A 17,519-nucleotide genomic window follows, 5' to 3' on the forward strand; every position below is an offset into this window, starting at 1 on the left:
GCAGAGGTTCCGGTCTAGAGCAGCTCGACGAGCTTCGTCATCGTGTTCCAGTTGCGGGCGGTCACCGCGACGCGGAGGTGCTTCTCCGCGAAGCCACCCACCGGCGGCGCGGCGAGCACCCCGTCCGGGCACCACTGGTAGATCACGCGCTCGCCAAGGCGCGCGTTGTCCGGGTCGAGGCCGACCGGGTCGTTCTCGGCGAGCAGGGGCGGGTCGGGCGCCGTCGCGAGGATGTGGGCCATCATCCGGGACCCGTTGGTCGCCACGTCCGGGAACGGGTGGCCGTCGACGATCGCGCGCAGCTCGTCCGCGGTGAGGACGACGCACCGCACGTCGAGGCCGAGATCCGCGGCGATGGCCGTCTCGATCCGCTCGGCGTGCTCGGCGGGGGTGGCGTCGTCGCCGGTGAGGACTGCGTTCCCGCTGTTGAGGTGCGTGCGGACGTCGGTGTAGCCCAGACCGGTCAGCAACGCGCGCAGGTCGGCCATGGCGATGCGCTTGTGGCGTCCGACGTTGATCCCGCGCAGGAGTGCGACATGTCGGGGCACGCGGGCACGGTACCGGCACTCCCGTCGTCGTCCGGGAAGCGCGAGGGAACGGGCGACTCGCGGGTCGGGAATGGGCGACTCGCGGGTCCGGATCGGGCGACTCGCGGGTCGGGATCGGGCGACTCGCGGGCGGGTGGGGGCGGTTAGGGTCCGGGCGTGAGCGCGAGGATCGTCCTGTTCGGCGCCACCGGCTACACCGGTGGGCGGGTGGCCGAGGAGATGGTGGCGCGGGGGCTGCGCCCCGTGCTGGCCGGACGTGATCCGGCCCGGCTGGCGGCCCTCGCCGACCGGCTCGGAGGCCTGGAGACGGCCACGGCGGACGTCACCGACGAGCGCTCGGTCGCTGCGCTAGTCGGGCAGGGCGACGTGCTGGTCAGCACGGTCGGGCCGTTCCTGCAGCTCGGCCGACCCGCGGTGGCCGCGGCGGTCGGAGCCGGGGCGATCTACCTGGACTCCACGGGCGAGCCGCCGTTCGTCCGCCAGGTGTTCGAGCAGCACGGCCCGGCGGCCGAGCGGGCGGTGGCGACGCTGCTCACCGCGTTCGGGATCGACTACGTGCCGGGAGTGCTGGCCGGGGCGCTGGCGCTGCGGGACGCGGGTGCGGCCGCCGTGCGGGTGGACGTCGGCTACTTCATCACGGGCGCGGGGCGGGGGCAGGCGTTCTCGCGCGGGACGTTGCGGTCGGTGGTGGGTACGGCGGTCGAGCAGTCGCACGCCTGGCGCGACGGCGCGCTGCGGACCGAGCCGGCAGGCGCCCGGCTCCGCACGTTCGACGTGGCCGGTCGACCGCGGCCGGGGGTGACGGTCGGTGGCAGCGAGCAGTTCGCGCTGCCACGGCTCGCCCCGGGGCTGCGGACGGTGGACGTCTACCTCGGCTGGTTCGGCGCGGCCAGCCAGGCCGTGCACCTCGGATCGCGGGTCACGCCGCTGCTCGGCCGGGTGCCCGGCGCGGGGCGGGCGCTGGCCGCGGTGGCCGGGTTCGTGACGCGCACGGCGTCGGACGCACCCTCGCCCGAGGCGCTGGCCGGGATGCGGTCGCACGTCGTGGCCGAGGTGTTCGACGGCACCGGCACCCTGCTCGCCCGCACCCAGATGACCGCGCCCGACGCGTACGCGTTCACCGCGCGCCTGCTCGCCTGGGCGGCGGGCCGGGCGGCCGGGCACGGGGTCCGCGGCAGCGGCGCACTGGACCCGGTGACGGCGTTCGGTCTCGACGAGCTGACCGCGGGAGCCGCGGAGGCCGGGCTCGTCACAGATCTGTCCTAGGAGCGCGCTGAACAACTCGGCTCTATTGCGCGGCGCCCAGGCGGCGCCCTCGCGGCGTTGTCGGCGGGCCCGATACAACAGCGGCCCCTCCTCCGCCTGGCGATGCCACCACCTGGATCACCGCTCGCTACGAGCGGAGTGTTCAGCACCCTCCTAGCGGGCGTCCCGGCGGACCCGCAGGGCCCAGAGGACCAGCGGGACCTGCAGCGGCAGCCGCCCGTAGGCGATCGCCCGCTCGCGGGGGGAGCGGTGCCTCCAGTCGATCGCCATCTGGACGTTGGCGGGAAACACCGCGGCGAACAGGCCGGCCGCCGCCAGGCCCCCGAGACGCCGGGTGCGTGGCACCGCGACCGCCGCGGCCACGCCGAGCTCCACCGCCCCGGACACGAGGGTCCACGACCGCGGCGACCCCGGCACCCATCCGGGCACGATCGCGTCGAAGTAGCGCGGCACGGCGAAGTGGAGCGCTCCCGCGGTGGTCAGCAGCGTGGCCAGGCCCACCGCGGCATGTCGCTCTCGTGCCCGCATCGGCAGATCATCCCGTGAACGACGCGACGCCTGCCACGCCAGGGTCGGTCGACGAGCGTGTCCCCGGGTCCGACAGCTACTCTCCGCGCCGTGACCGATCAGCGCCGGCCGCTGGCCGACCCCTCGCTGGTGGGGCTCATCCGGATGCCCGACACCGCCGCCAGCCCGGTGGTGGCACTGCTGCGGCGGCTCGCTGTCGCATTCGGATCGCTGGCTGCCGCCGCGCTGGTCGTCTACTTCGGTGGCAACGGGTACGTCGACAACAACAGCAACACCCCGATCTCGCTGGGCGACGCCTTCTACTACGCCACCGTGTCGCTCTCCACGACCGGTTACGGTGACATCGTCCCCGTCACGCCACAGGCACGCCTGCTCACGACGGTGGTCATCACGCCGCTGCGGCTGCTGTTCCTCATCGTGCTGGTCGGGACCACGGTCGAGCTGCTCACCGAGCGCTCCCGACAGGCAGTTCGCATCGAGCGCTGGAGGTCCCGCGTGCGGAACCACACCGTCGTCGTCGGGTACGGCACGAAGGGCCGGGCCGCGGTCGAGACGCTGCTCGGCGACGGGGCACAGCCCACCGACATCGTCGTCGTCGACACCGACCGCACCCGGCTCGATGCCGCGTCGGCGCTCGGGCTGGTGACCGTCACCGGCAACGCCACCCGCTCCAGCGTGCTGCGGATCGCCGGCCTGCAGCAGGCCACCGCGATCATCGTGGCCACAAACCGGGACGACACGGCGGTGCTCGTCACGCTCACCGCGCGGGAGCTCGCGCCGGACGTCCGGATCGTGGCAGCGGTGCGGGAGTCGGAAAACGTGCACCTGCTGCGTCAGTCCGGCGCCAACTCCGTGATCGTCTCGGCGGAGACGGCCGGCCGCCTGCTGGGGATGGCCACCACCACGCCGAGCGTCGTCGACGTGGTGGAGGACCTGCTGACCCCGGACGCCGGGTTCGCGATCAGCGAGCGGCCGGTGGAGGAGTCCGAGGTCGGCGGGTCGCCGCGCCACCTGCCCGACATCGTGCTCGGCGTCGTCCGCGGTGACCACCTCCACCGCGTGGACGCCTCGGCCGTCGACGCCCTCGAGCGTGGCGACCGGCTGCTCTACGTCCGCAAGGCCACCCTGCCCGACGACGACTGACCTCGGAGCGCGCCGGCTCAGGCGGTCGGCAGGGTCAGCGCGAACGCCGCACCCACCCCGCCCGGCGGCTCGACGCAGCGCAGGTCGCCCCCGTGGGCCCGCGCGATCCCGCGGGCGATCGCGAGCCCCAGCCCGGCACCGCCGTCGTCCGCACTGCGGGCCTCGTCCAGCCGCACGAGCCGGTCGAAGACGCGTTCCCGGTCGGCGGGTGGCACTCCGGGACCCGTGTCGGCCACCAGCACCGTGGCGATCCCCCTCCCGGTCGCCGTCACGTCGACGGTGATCCGGCTGGTTGCGGGTGTGTGGCGACGCGCGTTGTCGAGCAGGTTGCCCACCACCTGGCCCAGTCGGGCCGCGTCGCCCGGGACGACGGTCGGCTCACCGTGGACCTCGACCTCGCGGTCCGGCGCGAGCAACCGGATCCGGTCCGCCTCCGAACGGGCCAGCTCCAGCAGGTCCACCGGCTCGCGGCGCAGCTCGATGCCCGCGTCGATGCGCGCCAGCGCGAGCAGGTCGTCGACCAGCCGGCCGGCCCGGTGGCTCTCGCGCAGCAGCAACAGGTGCAGGCGGTCGCGCTCCTCGGCGTCCAGACCCGGGGCGATGGCGGCCTCGGCCACGGCCTGCACCCCGGCCAGCGGGGTGCGCAGCTCGTGCGCGGCGTCGGCGACGAACCGCCGGGTGCGTGCCTCCGACGCCCGCGCCGCCGCCTCGGCGCCCTCCAGCTCGTCGAGCATCGCATCGAACGCGGATGCGGCCCGGCCGAGCTCGGTGTCGGTACGCGACGGAGCGAGCCTGCGGCCGCGGTTGCCCCGCGTGATCGACCGGGCCAGTGCGGTCATGGAGTCGAGCGGGGCCAGCGCGACGCGGGTGGTGAGCAGCGTGACCACCCCGGCGACGGCGAGCGCCGCGATGCTGAGCAGCAGCAACGTGCGCCGCAGCAGCCGCTGCGCCGCCGTCACCGGTCCGCCGTCGGCCACCAGCGTGAGCCGGGAGCCGTCCGCCAACGGCTGCTGCAGCGTCTGGTCGCCCGGCCCGGCGTCCGCGTCGGGACCCCCGCCGGGGCGGCCCGGACCGTGCTGCCACGGCGGCCGCGGACCGCCCGGACCGCCCGGCCCGTGCCACGGTGGTCTCGGCGCGTCCGGCCCGCCGTCGTACACGCTCCCGTCGGGCGCGACGACGACGGCGTAGATCCCGGGCGCCTCCACCTGGCGAGCCACCTCCGCAGCCGGGACCCGCTGCGCGACGAGCTGACCGGCCAGCGCGGCCCGGACCGCCAGCTCGTCGCGCAGGCCGGAGCGGGTCTGCGTGGAGAACACGACGTCGGCCAGGACGGTGACCGCCACCAGTACCGCGGCCAGCACGAGCATGCTCAGCGCGGTGACCCGGCGGCGCAGGGACACCGTGCGCAGCCGGGACCCGGCGCCCGTCACGCGGGCGCTCCCGGCCCGGTGGCGCTCTTCACGCCGGAGCCTCCGGCCCGTCGGTGCTGTTCACGCCGGAGCCTCCGGCCCGTCGGTACGCAGCACGTACCCCAGCCCCCGCACCGTGTGCACCAGCCGCGGCTCGCCGAGCTTGCGGCGCAGCGCGGAGACGTGCACCTCCACCAGGTTCGGGTCGTAGTCCGTGTAGCCCCACACCCTGGTGAGGATCTGGCCCTTGCTCACGACGCGGCCGCGTTGCGCGGCGAGGTAGTCGAGCAGGCGCAGCTCCGTGGCCGTCAGCTCGATCGGGACGCCACCACGGCGCACCGAACCCGCGGTGGCGTCAACCAGCAGGTCGCCCACCTCCACGGTGGACGGTGTGCGGCCGGTGCGCCGGAGGACGGCCGTCACCCGCGCGACCAGCTCGGCCAGCGCGAACGGCTTCATCACGTAGTCGTCGGCGCCGCCGTGCAGCCCGCGCAGCCGGTCGTCGACCGCGTCCCGGGCGGTGAGCATCACGACCCCGGCGTCGCTGCGTCGGCGCACCACGTCGAGCAGTGTGAAGCCGTCGCGTCCGGGAAGCATGACGTCGAGCACCACGAGATCGGGCCGGAACGCCTCGAGGTCCTCCTCCAGCGTGCGGCCGTCGGCGCGTCCGCACCCGGCGAAGCCCGCCTCGGCGAGCCCGGCGAGCACCGCGGCCCGGATCGCCTCGGCGTCCTCCACCACGAGTACGCGCGCGGTCACCACACCATTCTGCGCTGCTCCCGGCGCCGGCCGGCTGAAGATCGGCTGAAGGTGTGGCCCGGCTTCAGGTCCGGTTCAGGATCGGGCGCAACCGTCGGTGGCACCGGATCGAGCCACCAGGAGAAGCGATGACCACCCCGACCGACCCTCCCACCGAGCAGCACCCCCTCCCCCCACCGCCGCCGCCGCGGCCCTGGCGCTCCCGCATCCGCAGCCGGGGCGTGATCATCGGTGCCGTGATCGTCGCGCTGCTGGTTGCCGGAGGCGTGGCGGCCGCGCTGCTGATCCCGGACCGCGGCCGGTTCGGCCCGGGCTTCGACCGGCACGGGCCCATGGGCGAGCTGGGCGCCCCCGGCGCACCCTGGCACGGCCCCGGCAACGGCGGCCCCTGGCACGGCCCGGGGCCCGGTGGCCCGGGGCCGGGCGGCCCCTTCGGCGGCCCGCCCCGCGGGGGCGGCCCCGGACTCGCGAACGCGCCCGTGCTCACCGGCACCGTCGTCTCGGTCGCCGACGGCACGCTCGTCGTGAACGTCGACGGCGGGGCCCAGCGGACGTTGCGCACCGACGGCGACACCGTCGTGCAGGGTGCACAGAACAGCGCGCTGGGCGACCTGCAGACCGGTGAGCGGGTCGTCGTCCAGGTGCAGGGGACGGGCGCCACGGCCGTCGCCCGTGCGGTCTGGACGCCGCAGGCGAGCGTCACCGGCACCGTGACCGCGCTGACCGGCGACAGGGCCACTGTCACCTCGGTCGACGGGCTGACGGTCACCGTGGACGTCACCGCCCTGTCCCAGAAGCCGGTGGTCGGTGACGTCGTGGTGCTGACGGGCGTGGCCGCCGACGCCACCACGATCCGCGCCGACGGGATCCGGGTGCTGCCGCGGGCGTCGTAGCCCCGCCCCAGGTTCAGGAAAGCCACTTTCAGGAACTCTCAGGGCAGGAAAGTGGCTTTCCTGAACTTCCCCGTGGCCCTCAGGGGCGCTTCGCTGCTGCCGGGTCGGCCAGCAGGTCGTGCACCACCGCCGTGGCCGCGCCGCGCAGGGCGGCGTCGGCACCCAACGTGGAGAAGCGGACGTCGACGGCCGGGCGGGAGACCACCCTGGCGGCCAGCTCGGCGCGGACCGCGTCGAGCAGCGCGGCCCCGCACCGCGGGTAGCTGCCTCCGAGCACCACCGCGGGCACGTCGAGGAGGTTGACCGCTCCGGCCAGCGCCACGCCCAGCGCGCGTCCGACTCGCGCGAGGACGTCCGGCGGGGGTGCGGCGACCAGCGACTCCAGGTCGGGGGCGCCGGCGGCCCGCAGCATCGCCTCCAGGCCGGCCGCGGTCTCCAGACAGCCCCGGCCGCCGCAGCTGCACGGCGGACCGTCCGGTTCGACGACGACGTGGCCGATCTCCCCGGCCCGGCCGCCTGCACCCCGGAAGAGCGTGCCGCCGAGAAGGATCCCGGCGCCGACGCCGATGCCGCCCGAGACGTGGACGGCGTCGGCGGGCCCGCCCGACCACAGCTCGGCCAGCGCGGCGAGGTCGGCCTCGTTCCCGGCCTGCACGGGCAGGCCGAGGCGGCCGCCGAGCTCGTCGCCCACCGCCACGTCGACCCAGCGGGGCAGGTTCGGTGCCCGCACCAGCACCCCGTCCGTGCCGACGACACCGGGCAGCGCGACGGCCGCTCCGGCGATGACCAGCCCGGCCTCGGCGACCACCTCGGCGGCGAGCGCCTCGGCCGTGGCGAGCCCGACGGCGGGCACGTCGTCGCGATGGTCGGAGCCGACCACCCGCCGGGCCCGCACGGCTCCCGTCAGGTCGACGACGCACACGCCGACGGAGTCGACGCCGATCTCGACGCCCAGCCCGGCCGGCCCGGACGGGTCGAGCCGCAGCGGGCTGGCCGGGCGCCCGGTGCCGCCGCGCGCGGCCTCCAGCTCCGTGACGAGCCCGGCCGAGATGAGCTCCTCCACCAGCGACGACACGGTGCCGCGGGTGAGCCCGGTGCTCGCGGCGACCGCCGCCCGGGACACCGGGTGCGGCCCGGCGACCTCCCTCAGCACGAGTGCGAGGTTGTGCCGCCGGACCGTGTGCTGCCCCGCGCCGTGGCGTGCCACCACCTCCCCGCGAGTCGCCCGTTCCGACCCCGCGAGTTGCCCGCCAGGTGTGCGCGAGTCGCCCGCGTCGGCAGGAACGGTGCTCACGTGAGTCGGTGCGCCGTCATCTCGCGGACCTCCGCGTACCGCTCCCGCACCGCGGGCGTCGGCTCGCCCTCGAACGAGACGGTGTCGGCCGCGGCCCACACCGGCGGTTCCGCGTTGCCGGACAGCACCCACGCCGCCTGGCGCGCGGCGCCGTCGGCCACGTACTCGCCCGGCGTCGGCAACAGCACGGGACGGCCGAGCACGGCAGGAGCGATCCGGGCCACGGCCTCCGACCGGGCACCGCCACCCACGAGGAACGCCCGCTGCACCGGCACCCCGGCCGCCACCAGGGCGTCCAGGGCGTCGGCGAGGCCGCAGAGCAGCCCCTCCACAGCGGCGCGCGCGAGGTGGGCAGGCGTGGAGCTCGCCAGCGTCAGCCCGTGCAGGGCACCGGTGGCGTCGGGCCGGTTCGGCGTGCGCTCGCCCTCCAGGTACGGCACGAGCACCAGCCCGCCCGCCCCGGCCGGCGCGGACAGTGCGAGCCGGGAGAGCTCGGCATGATCGACGCCGAGCATCCGGGCGGTCGCGTCGAGCACCCGCGCAGCGTTGAGCGTGACGACGATCGGCAGGTTCTCCCCCGTCGCGGACGCGAAGCAGGCGATGGTCCCGGTCTCGTCGCTCACGACCGTCGGGGTCACCGCGGAGACGACGCCCGACGTGCCGAGCGAGACCACGACGTCACCGTGGCCGGCGCCGAGGCCGAGCGCCGCCGACGCGTTGTCGCCAGCGCCCGCGCCGAGCAGCACCCCGTCGGCCGTCCGCCCCGCGGCCTCGGCCGGCCCGAGCACGCGGGGCAGCCGGACGTCGGAGCGGCCGAACGCGCGTTCCAGCAGGTCGAGCCGGTACTCGCCGGTGAGGTCGACGTAGCCGGTGCCGCTCGCATCGGACCGGTCCGTGACGAGGTCGTCGAAGGACGAGGTGCCGCGCAGCTTCCAGGTGAGCCAGTCGTGCGGAAGGCACACGGCCGCCGTGGCGGCCGCGTGCTCCGGCTCGTGCCGGGCCAGCCAGCGCAGCTTCGTCACCGTGAACGACGCCACGGGCACGCTGCCGACCGCCTCGGCCCACTCCTTCGCGCCCAGCTCAGCGACGAGGTCGGCGGCCGCGCCTGCGGAACGGGTGTCGTTCCACAGCAGCGCGGGCCGCACGACCTCGCCGTCGGCGTCGAGACAGACCATGCCGTGTTGCTGCCCGGCAACGGCCATCGCCTCGACGCCATCGAGCCCGCCAGCGTCGGCGATCGCGCCCTGTAGGGCGTCCCACCACGCGTTCGGGTCGACCTCCGTGCCGGGCGGATGTGGTGCCCGGCCGGAGCGGACCAGTTCGCCCGTCATCGCGTCGCGGATCACGACGGTCGACGACTGCGTCGACGAATCGACCCCCGCGACGAGAGTCATGAGCGAGCGCCGAGAAGGTGCTCGAGTGCCAGCTGGTTGAGGCGGACGAAGCCGTAGCCGCGCTCGCCCGCCTTCACCGCGTCGTAGTCCTCGTAGGCGCCGCGGTCGGCCTTCAGGTCGGCCACGGTCTCGCCGGAGTTCAGCGTCGGCTTGGCCAGGTCGGCCACCCCGGACACGGCCAGCGCCTCGGCCACCTCGGGGTCGGCCCGGAACGCCGCGGCGCGCTCCTTGAGCAGGAGGTAGGTGCTCATGTTGGCTGCGGCCGAGGCCCAGACGCCGTCGATGTCCTCGGTGCGCAGCGGCTTGTAGTCGAAGTGGCGCGGCCCGTCGTAGCGGGGGCCGCCGCCCGGGGCGCCGTTCTCCAGCAGGTCGACGGTGGAGAAGGCGTTCATCAGGTCGCCGTGGCCGAACACGAGGTCCTGGTCGTACTTGATGCCGCGCTGGCCGTTCAGGTCGATGTGGAAGAGCTTGTCCGCCCACAGCGCCTGCGCGATGCCGGCGGTGTAGTTGAGCCCGGCCATCTGCTCGTGGCCGACCTCGGGGTTCACGCCGACGATGTCGCCGTGCTCGAGCTGCGCGATGAACGCGAGCGCGTGGCCGAGGGTGGGCAGCAGGATGTCGCCGCGGGGCTCGTTCGGCTTGGGCTCGATGGCGAAGCGGATGCCGTAGCCCTGCTCCTTGACGTACGCGGCGAGCAGGTCGATGCCCTCGCGGTAGCGGTCCAGCGCGGCGGCGATGTCCTTGCCCGAGTCGACCTCGGCGCCCTCGCGGCCACCCCAGAACACGTAGGTCTTCGCACCCAGCTCGGCGGCGAGATCGAGGTTGCGGATCACCTTGCGCAGTGCGAAGCGGCGCACGCCGCGGTCGTTGCTGGTGAACGCGCCGTCCTTGAAGACGGGGTGGGTGAAGAGGTTGGTGGTCATCATCGGGACGACCAGCCCGGTCTCCTCGAGGGCGGCCTTGAACCGGGTGACGACCCGGTCGCGCTCGGCCGCGTCGGAGCCGAAGGGAATGAGGTCGTCGTCGTGGAACGTCACGCCCCACGCGCCGAGGTCGGAGAGCCGGTGCACCGTCTCGACGGGGTCGAGCGCCGGCCGGGTCGCGGTGCCGAACGGGTCGGCGGCTGGCCAGCCGACCGTCCAGAGCCCGAAGCTGAAGCGATCCTCGCGAGTGGGCTGCGGCATTGGGAAACCCCTTTGTTCGGCCATCGTACAAACTCGATCACGGTAGCCTCCCTGAGGTGCGTCTGGCTACATGGAACGTGAACTCGGCCCTCTCCCGGCTGCCCCGGCTGCTGCCGTGGCTGGACGAGCGCGCTCCCGACATCGTGTGCCTGCAGGAGACCAAGCTCTCCGACGAGGCCTTCGCCGAGACGTTCACGGATCCGCTCGCCGAGCGCGGGTACGCGGTGGCGCACCACGGGGAGGGCCGCTGGAACGGGGTGGCGCTGCTGTCGCGCGTCGGGCTCGACGACGTCGTGCGCGGGCTGCCCGACGAGCCACGGTTCCCGGCACCCGACTCGCCCGCCGAGGCCCGCGCGATCACGGCCACCTGCGCTGGCCTGCGCGTCACGTCCGTGTACGTGCCCAACGGCCGCGCACCGGACGATCCTCACTACCTGTACAAGCTGGAGTGGCTCCGGGCCCTGCGCGAGTCGGTGACCACGCCGGCCACCGCCGTCATCGCCGGGGACGTGAACATCGCGCCCACCGACGAGGACCTGTGGGACCCATCGCTGTTCGTGGACTCCACGCACGTGACGCCGGCCGAGCGCAAGGCGCTTGCCGAGATCACGGGGCTCGGGCTCCACGACGTCGTGCGCGACCGCTGGCCCGCCGACCGCGTGTTCAGCTACTGGGACTACCGGGCCGGCCGGTTCCACAAGGACCTCGGTATGCGCATCGACCTGGTGCTGGCAGGCGCCGATCCGGCGGGTCGCGTGCAGGCGGCGTGGGTGGACCGCAAGGCGCGCAAGGGCACCGGGCCGAGCGACCACGCCCCGGTGATCGTCGACCTGGACACCGCACCGGACGGTGACATCGGTCCGGTCGTGCCCCCGCCGTCGACGCCCGCGAAGCTGCCCCACCGGAAGTAGCCCGTCGCCGCGTGCTTTGCGGCGTTCGTTCCGGCTGTCACACTCGATCGAATGTCGGGGGTGCACCTACAGCCACAGTTCGGCCCGCCGGATGCGGCACCAGGGGTGCCCCGGCTGATCGCCGCCGGGCTGCTGGTGGTGTCCGCGGCGCTCGCGGTGGGCGGGAGCTTCCTGGCGCTGTCGGTCCGTCGCTACGAGTTCAGCCTCAGCGGTCCGACGGTCGTCGTCACCACGGCGTGGGGCGTCGGCATCGATCCGCCCCCCGAGGCGCCCACCTCCGTGGCGGCGGCCGCCCCTCTCGGCATTCCGCTCGTGGTGGCGGCCGGGGCAGCGGTGGTCGCTGCGATCCTGCTGCTGCTCTCGGCCCGCAGGCCGGGTGACCACGTGCCCGCCCGGATGCTCGGGGTCGTGTCGGCGGGGCTGCTCGGGGGCAGCATCTGGATCATCTGGATCGAGCTCACCACCCAGGCGAGCAATGCGCGGGCGGCCGCAGAGGGCGGCATCGACAGCGGGTTCCGCCCCACGGTCGGCTACGGACCCGGCGCCTGGCTCCTGCTCGGAGCCGCCATGGTCGCGCTCGTCGCCGTCCCGCTCCTGATGGTGCGTCCCGACGATCCACCCACCGGGCCGCCGGCGGGGCCCTACGGTCCGTGGCCGCAGTTCCCGCCGCCGTCCGGTGACCCCCGATCCGGCGGTCCCGGGCCGTGGTGGCCGCCCCGGCAGGGTGACCCGCCCCGTCAGGGATGATCGAGCCCTGCTGCGGGGTACTGCTCCGTCGTGACGTTGGTGGAGAACCGTGAACTGATCGTCCTCGACCCCCGCACCGGCGAGCTGGTCGGGCGCACCCCGGTCGCGTCCGCGCCGCGCTGCGACGAGGCCGTGGCCTCGGCCAGGGCCGCGGCCCCGGGTTGGGCGCGCACGCCGGCTGCCGACCGCGGCGCGGCTCTGCACGCGGCCGCGGCCGCCGTGCGGGCTGCCGCCGATGAGCTCGCGCAGCTCAACGCGCGGGAGACCGGCAAGCCTCTCGACGACGCCCGGGGCGGCGTCGAGGCCGGGGTCGGCACCCTCGTGCAGTACGCGGAGCTCGGCCCGGTGCACCGCGGCCGGAGCCTGCACGGCGCGTGGGACGCCACCGACCTCATGGTTCCGGAGCCGCGCGGTGTGGTTGCCGTGCTGACGCCGTGGAACGACCCGGTCGCGGTCGCCGCCGGACTGATCGGCGCCGCGCTCGCCACCGGCAACTCCGTGGTGCACAAGCCGAGCGAGCGCTGCCCGCAGACCGGACGGCGGTTCGCCGAGATCGTCGCCGAGCACCTGCCTCGTGGCGTCCTGGAGATCGTCGACGGGGACGGGGCGGTGGGCGCGTTGCTCGCCGAGGCCCCCGTCGACGTCGTCGCGCACGTCGGGAGCACCGCCACCGGCCGGTCCATCGCCGCGACCTGCGCGCGTACCGGCGCCCGCGCCCTGCTGGAGAACGGCGGCAACGACCCGCTGATCGTCGACGACGGCGTCGACCCGGAGTGGGCCGCGGCGCAGGCCGCCCTCGGTGCGTTCGCCAACGCCGGCCAGATCTGCGTCGCGGTGGAGCGGATCTACGTGCACGCCTCCGTGGCCGACCCGTTCCTCGCCGCGCTGACGCGGGAGGCGCAGGAGTGGGCCGAGCGGATCGGACCGCTCGTCGACCGCGAGCACCGCCGGCACGTCGACGGGCACGTCGCCGGCGCGCTGGAGGGCGGGGCCCGCGCACTCACCGGCGGGGCGATCCCCGACGGGCCCGGGGCGTTCTACCCGCCGACGGTGCTGATCGGGTGCGTGCCCGACATGGCCGTGATGAGTGAGGAGACGTTCGGCCCGGTCGCCCCCGTGCAGGTGGTGCCGGACTTCCCGGAGGCCCTGCGCGAGGCCTGCGACGACACCTACGGGCTCGCGGCCACGGTGCTCACCGCCGACATGGCCCACGCCCAGACCGCGTGGCGGGAGCTCCCCGTCGGCACGGTGAAGATCAACAAAGTGTTCGGTGGCGCCCCGGGCGGCGCGTCCCAGCCCCGGCGCGCGAGCGGCTCCGGCTTCGGGTTCGGCCCTGAGCTCCTGGACGAGATGACCGCGGTGAAGGTGGTGCACCTGGCCCCGCCGCCCGCGCCCCACTGACCGGCGCGACATGGACACATATCGCTGTGAGAAGTCGCTTCGAACAGCGTCACGTGTCCATGCCGCGCCTGGGGGAGGCGTCAGGCGGGCGTCGTGCGGGCGGCGACCACGGCGCCCGTGACGGCCAGCGCTGTCAGCAGCGCGACCAACACAGGGAGCGCGGCCGCCGGGGTGCCGAGCAGCGCGAGGAAAGCGCCGCCCGCCCCGATCATCGCGGCGGTGGTGAGCTGGTCGGCGATCTGCGCGGCGGAGGAGTGGAACCCGACCTGGCCCGCCCCCGACTGCTGCAGCAGCAGGAAGGACATCGAGGAGAAGCCGAGCCCCATGCCGAGGCCCGCCACCACCCAGAACGGGAGGGCCAGCCACGGCACGCCCCATCCCGGGGCCACGAGCAGCATGCCCGCCGTCCCGACGGCGAGCGCGCAGAACCCGATGCGCAGCAGTAGGGCGCGAGGCAGGTCGGGGTGCCTGCCCTGCCACGCCGACGCCGCCGACCAGCCCAGTGAACCGACGATCAGCGGGAGGCCCGCCATCGCCAGCGACCAGCCGTGGGTGCCGTTGAGCATCAACGGCAGGTACGCGTTGACGGTGAAGAACACCCCGGCCAGCAGCCCGCGGGAGAGCACGACGGTCGGTATCCCGCGTCCCGCGCGGAACACCCCGCGGGGGAACAAGCGCACCAATGCCGGTGCCAGCACCACGATCGCGACCCCGGCCACCACGGCGGCGACGACGCCACGCTGCTGTGACGCCCAGCTGAGCGCGGCCACCCCTACCGCGGCGCCGAGCGCGGCGGCCACCAGCCCGCGCCGGGGCGGGGCGACCTCACGGTGCGCGTCCGGCGGTCCCAGCCTGCGGACCGCCGGAACGACGAGACCCACCGCCAGCACCACGAACGGCACCAGCCCGAGGAACACCCAGTGCCACGAGACCGTCTCGGTCACCAGGCCGGAGACGGGCGGTCCGAGCAGCGCGGGCAGCACCCAGGCCGAGGAGATCAGCCCGAAGACCGCCGGGCGGGCCCGCTCCGGGTAGACCGCTGCCACCAGCACGTACACGGCGACCGCCTGCGTTCCCGCGCCGAGCCCCTGCAGCACGCGCCCGAGCAGCAGCTGGGGCATCCCCGCGGCCGTCCCGGCGACGACCAGCCCGATGCCGAACAGCAGCGGTGCCCCGACAAGAGGGATCCGCGGACCGGCCCGGTCGCACCACCGCCCGCCCAGCACCGTGGCGAACACGGCGGCCGCCATGAACGCGACGAACGGCCACGCGTAGAGCGACACCGCCCCGAGGTCGGCGACCAGCGCCGGCATCGCGGTGCCGACGCCCATCGACTCGAACCCCACCAGGCTGATCAGCAGCACGATGCCGATCGTGGTGGCGCGGCGGTCGGGTCCGAACAGCTCGGTGCGAACGGCGGTGGGCGCGGCGGCTGCGGTCACGCCGAAGATGGTGCAACCTCACCACGGGTTCAGGTCAACTCGGTTCGAGGGGGAACGGATGGAGCGGATCAGGACGACCCACACCGGCAGCCTGCCGCGGCCCGCGCCGATCGTGGCGGCCATCGCCGAGCGGGAGCGCGGCGGCTCTCCGCTCGACCCGGACGCGGTGCGCGACGCCGTGGCCGGTTGTGTGCGGCGGCAGGTGGAGACGGGACTGGACGTCGTCAACGACGGAGAGCTCGCCAAGATCAGCTACGTCACCTACGTGCGGGGTCGCCTCACGGGGTTCGAGCCGGTCGAGACGCCGTGGCCACGTCCGAGCCCAGCTCTCGACGGCTTCCCCGAGTACGCCGAGCGGCTGGCCGGGCGCGGCGGCTTCCGCGACGTCCGGATTCCCGTGTGCCGCGGGGACGTGACCTACCCGGACACGGGCGCCGTCGAGGCCGACATCACGACATTGCAGGCTGCCGCCACGGACGCCGGTGCCCAGGAGGCCTTCCTGACGGCCGCATCGCCGGGCGTCATCGCGATGTTCATGCGCGACGAGCACTACGGCGACCGCACGGCCTACCTCACCGCGCTGGCCGAGGCGATGAAGACCGAGTACGACGCCGTCCACCGCGCCGGGTTGGTGCTGCAGGTGGACTGTCCCGATCTCGCGGCCTCCCGTGCCGAGTTCCCGGACGACGCCGAGGGCCTGCGCGCGTTTCGCGGTCTCGTCGAGGAGAACGTGGCGGCGTTGAACCGCGCACTGCGCGACGTGCCACCGGATCGGGTGCGGCTGCACATGTGCTGGGGCAACTACGAGGGTCCGCACCACCGCGACGTCGCGTTGCGTGACGTGCTCGACATCGTGCTCACCGCCCGGGCCGGGACCATCTCCTTCGAGGGTGCGAACCCGCGCCACGGCCACGAGTGGACGGTGTTCGACGAGGTCGCGCTGCCGGACGACCGGGTGATCATGCCGGGTGTGATCGACACGACGACCAACTTCGTCGAGCACCCGGAGCTGGTGGCGCAGCGGATCGGCAACTACGCGCGGCTCGTCGGCCCGGACCGCATACTGCCGGCCACCGACTGCGGGCTCGCCACGGTCGCGGTCGGGGAGGGTGGTGTGGACCCGCGGATCGCGTGGGCGAAGCTCCGCTCGCTGGTGGAGGGCGCGGAACTGGCGAGCAGATAGGGCACTGCTCCGCGATCAAGGACGGTCGGCAGTGCGTATCGGTGCGCGGTGCGACGGGCGTGCGTGGCAACCTTTCCCCGTGAGCACCAGCACCGCCGCGCAGACCACGACCCCCGAGGCCACCGCCGTGCGGGAGGCCGCCCAGCGAGCCGCCGCCGCTGCGCCGGGCGTCCGGGCCGCGGGGGGCGCCGCGGTCGACGCCGCGCTGCGGACGGCCGCGCAGCTCATCCGCGAGCGCACCGGCGACCTGCTCGCGGCCAACGCCGCCGACGTCGAGGCCGCGGAGCGCGCCGGGATGGCGCCCGGGCTGCTCGACCGCCTGCGCCTCGGTCCGGAGCGGCTCGCCGACGTCGCCACCCAGCTCGAGGTGTTGGCGGCCACGCCGGAGCCGCCGCTCCAGCGTGAGGTGCGGACGCTGCCGACCGGTGAGCGCGTGTTCGAGCGGCGGGTGCCGGTCGGTGTCATCGGTGCCGTGTTCGAGGCCCGTCCGAACGTCACCGTGGACGTCGCGTCACAGGTGCTCAAGGCGCGCAGCGCCGCGGTCCTGCGGACGGGGTCGGCCGCGCTGGGCTCCGCCCGCGCCCTCGTCGACCTGGTCATCGCGCCGGCACTGGAGCGCCACGGTGTTCCGGCGGCCGCCGTGCAGCTCGTCCCGACGCCAGGGCACGCCGGCGCCGAGGCGCTGGTCGGGCTGCCCGACCTCGTACCGCTCGTCGTGGTCCGGGGCAGCGGCGAGGTCACCCGGAAGCTGTCGACGCTCGGCGCGGCCGCCGGCACCAGGGTGCTCGCCCACGCCGACGGTGGCGGCGTGCTCTACCTCGACGCCAGCGCCGTCGAGGCCGACGTGACGCGGCTGGTCACCGAGAGCACCGACCGGCTCGGGGTCTGCAACCGGCTCAACCTGCTGCTGATCGACCGCCCCGCCTACGACCGGCTCTGGCCGGTGGCCGAGGCGGCCCTGCTGGCCAGGGAGATCACCCCGAGCCTCCCGCCGCACGCCCACCGGCTCGGCCACGAGTGGGCCCTCGACTCCGGCGCCGAGGCCCACGTCACCGTCGCCACGGTCGACGGCCCGGTCGACGCGGCGCTCATCGCCGCCCGGGAGACGTCCGGGCTGGCGGCGACGGTCTGCGCGTCCGACCGCACCGCGGCCGAGGCGTTCATCGACGCCTACACGGGCACGGGCGTGTTCTGGAACGCCACCACCCGCCTGCTCGACGGCTACAAGCTCCTCGGCCTGCCCGAGACCGGTATCAACGTCGACCACACGCCGGGCCCCCGCGGGCCGGTGACCTACCTCGACCTGTCGCTGCGCCAGTTCGTGGTGCTGCCGCCGGCCTGACCCCGCCGGGCTTCGGCAGGTTCAGGAAAGCCACTTTCAGGCCCTCTCAGGGCAGCAAAGTGGCTTTCCTGAACT

General features: G+C 74.7%; 16 protein-coding genes. 8 read left to right on the forward strand and 8 right to left on the reverse strand.

Translation table 11 applies throughout. The annotated features are described in order from the left end of the window. Positions 1 to 14: 14 nt before the first annotated feature. The gene (locus tag ACQPZA_RS05065) at positions 15 to 548 is read right to left on the reverse strand and encodes a DUF1697 domain-containing protein (RefSeq protein WP_433278795.1); all 534 of its coding nucleotides are present in this window, start codon (positions 546 to 548) and stop codon (positions 15 to 17) included. Between the two features lie 156 nt (positions 549 to 704). Here ACQPZA_RS05065 and ACQPZA_RS05070 point away from each other — a divergent pair, with 156 nt between their 5' ends. Beyond that, on the forward strand, positions 705 to 1,814 hold the full coding sequence (locus ACQPZA_RS05070) for a saccharopine dehydrogenase family protein (RefSeq protein ID WP_433278797.1): 1,110 nt from the start codon (positions 705 to 707) through the stop codon (positions 1,812 to 1,814). 153 nt (positions 1,815 to 1,967) lie between these two features. On the opposite strand, the gene ACQPZA_RS05075 is transcribed toward ACQPZA_RS05070, so the two are convergent. Next, positions 1,968 to 2,342 (reverse strand): DoxX family protein, encoded by a 375-nt coding sequence (locus ACQPZA_RS05075; protein ID WP_433278799.1) that lies wholly within the window; start codon positions 2,340 to 2,342, stop codon positions 1,968 to 1,970. A 144-nt stretch (positions 2,343 to 2,486) separates the two neighbouring features. On the opposite strand from ACQPZA_RS05075, the gene ACQPZA_RS05080 reads away from it, so the two are divergent. Beyond that, positions 2,487 to 3,485 carry a potassium channel family protein gene (locus tag ACQPZA_RS05080; protein ID WP_169400557.1) on the forward strand — a complete coding sequence of 333 codons (999 nt, stop codon included), beginning with the start codon at positions 2,487 to 2,489 and terminating at the stop codon, positions 3,483 to 3,485. A gap of 17 nt (positions 3,486 to 3,502) precedes the next feature. Here ACQPZA_RS05080 and ACQPZA_RS05085 read toward each other — a convergent pair whose 3' ends face one another. Both ACQPZA_RS05085 and ACQPZA_RS05090 read right to left on the reverse strand, forming a co-directional pair. Then, positions 3,503 to 4,915 carry a HAMP domain-containing sensor histidine kinase gene (locus ACQPZA_RS05085; protein WP_433278801.1) on the reverse strand — a complete coding sequence of 471 codons (1,413 nt, stop codon included), beginning with the start codon at positions 4,913 to 4,915 and terminating at the stop codon, positions 3,503 to 3,505. Between the two features lie 60 nt (positions 4,916 to 4,975). Then, positions 4,976 to 5,653: a response regulator transcription factor gene (locus ACQPZA_RS05090; protein WP_433278803.1), complete on the reverse strand. Its 678-nt coding sequence runs from the start codon at positions 5,651 to 5,653 to the stop codon at positions 4,976 to 4,978. 128 nt (positions 5,654 to 5,781) lie between these two features. Here ACQPZA_RS05090 and ACQPZA_RS05095 point away from each other — a divergent pair, with 128 nt between their 5' ends. After that, entirely contained in the window at positions 5,782 to 6,546 is a 765-nt protein-coding gene (locus ACQPZA_RS05095) for a hypothetical protein (RefSeq protein ID WP_433278805.1), read from the forward strand. Between the two features lie 79 nt (positions 6,547 to 6,625). Here ACQPZA_RS05095 and ACQPZA_RS05100 read toward each other — a convergent pair whose 3' ends face one another. From ACQPZA_RS05100 to xylA, 3 genes are read right to left on the reverse strand one after another with little or no spacing between them, the layout of a single operon-like run. Then, on the reverse strand, positions 6,626 to 7,840 hold the full coding sequence (locus tag ACQPZA_RS05100; protein ID WP_433278807.1) for an ROK family transcriptional regulator: 1,215 nt from the start codon (positions 7,838 to 7,840) through the stop codon (positions 6,626 to 6,628). Then, entirely contained in the window at positions 7,837 to 9,234 is a 1,398-nt protein-coding gene (gene xylB / locus ACQPZA_RS05105; RefSeq protein WP_433278809.1) for a xylulokinase, read from the reverse strand. Before xylB ends, ACQPZA_RS05100 begins: the two co-directional genes overlap by 4 nt. Further along, on the reverse strand, positions 9,231 to 10,418 hold the full coding sequence (gene xylA / locus ACQPZA_RS05110) for a xylose isomerase (protein ID WP_169397705.1): 1,188 nt from the start codon (positions 10,416 to 10,418) through the stop codon (positions 9,231 to 9,233). The genes xylB and xylA overlap by 4 nt, the downstream gene beginning before the upstream one ends. 56 nt (positions 10,419 to 10,474) lie before the next feature. On the opposite strand from xylA, the gene ACQPZA_RS05115 reads away from it, so the two are divergent. The 3 genes from ACQPZA_RS05115 to ACQPZA_RS05125 are packed head-to-tail and all read left to right on the forward strand — an operon-like array spanning position 10,475 to position 13,477. After that, the gene (locus ACQPZA_RS05115; protein WP_433278813.1) at positions 10,475 to 11,329 is read left to right on the forward strand and encodes an exodeoxyribonuclease III; all 855 of its coding nucleotides are present in this window, start codon (positions 10,475 to 10,477) and stop codon (positions 11,327 to 11,329) included. A 51-nt stretch (positions 11,330 to 11,380) separates the two neighbouring features. Continuing rightward, a complete protein-coding gene (locus tag ACQPZA_RS05120; protein WP_433278815.1) occupies positions 11,381 to 12,076 on the forward strand; it encodes a hypothetical protein in 696 nt (231 codons plus the stop codon). A 30-nt stretch (positions 12,077 to 12,106) separates the two neighbouring features. Then, on the forward strand, positions 12,107 to 13,477 hold the full coding sequence (locus tag ACQPZA_RS05125) for an aldehyde dehydrogenase family protein (RefSeq protein ID WP_433278817.1): 1,371 nt from the start codon (positions 12,107 to 12,109) through the stop codon (positions 13,475 to 13,477). An 80-nt stretch (positions 13,478 to 13,557) separates the two neighbouring features. Here the strand turns inward: ACQPZA_RS05125 and ACQPZA_RS05130 are convergent, their stop codons facing one another. Then, positions 13,558 to 14,919, reverse strand: coding sequence for an MFS transporter (locus ACQPZA_RS05130; RefSeq protein WP_433278819.1), 1,362 nt, complete (start codon positions 14,917 to 14,919; stop codon positions 13,558 to 13,560). Positions 14,920 to 14,977: 58 nt separating this feature from the next. Here ACQPZA_RS05130 and ACQPZA_RS05135 point away from each other — a divergent pair, with 58 nt between their 5' ends. After that, positions 14,978 to 16,102, forward strand: coding sequence for a cobalamin-independent methionine synthase II family protein (locus tag ACQPZA_RS05135; RefSeq protein ID WP_433278821.1), 1,125 nt, complete (start codon positions 14,978 to 14,980; stop codon positions 16,100 to 16,102). 79 nt (positions 16,103 to 16,181) lie between these two features. Then, the gene (locus ACQPZA_RS05140; protein WP_433278822.1) at positions 16,182 to 17,444 is read left to right on the forward strand and encodes an aldehyde dehydrogenase family protein; all 1,263 of its coding nucleotides are present in this window, start codon (positions 16,182 to 16,184) and stop codon (positions 17,442 to 17,444) included. Positions 17,445 to 17,519 lie beyond the last annotated feature (75 nt).

This window comes from Pseudonocardia xinjiangensis (assembly GCF_050948425.1).
GTDB lineage: Bacteria > Actinomycetota > Actinomycetes > Mycobacteriales > Pseudonocardiaceae > Pseudonocardia > Pseudonocardia xinjiangensis.

Coding starts and splice junctions, on each gene's coding strand:
- ACQPZA_RS05075 (WP_433278799.1), bottom strand. CDS start 2,342: ATGCGGGCACGAGAGCGACATGCCGCGGTGGGCCTGGCCACGCTGCTG.
- ACQPZA_RS05080 (WP_169400557.1), top strand. CDS start 2,487: ATGCCCGACACCGCCGCCAGCCCGGTGGTGGCACTGCTGCGGCGGCTC.
- ACQPZA_RS05095 (WP_433278805.1), top strand. CDS start 5,782: ATGACCACCCCGACCGACCCTCCCACCGAGCAGCACCCCCTCCCCCCA.
- xylB (WP_433278809.1), bottom strand. CDS start 9,234: ATGACTCTCGTCGCGGGGGTCGATTCGTCGACGCAGTCGTCGACCGTC.
- xylA (WP_169397705.1), bottom strand. CDS start 10,418: ATGCCGCAGCCCACTCGCGAGGATCGCTTCAGCTTCGGGCTCTGGACG.
- ACQPZA_RS05120 (WP_433278815.1), top strand. CDS start 11,381: ATGTCGGGGGTGCACCTACAGCCACAGTTCGGCCCGCCGGATGCGGCA.
- ACQPZA_RS05135 (WP_433278821.1), top strand. CDS start 14,978: ATGGAGCGGATCAGGACGACCCACACCGGCAGCCTGCCGCGGCCCGCG.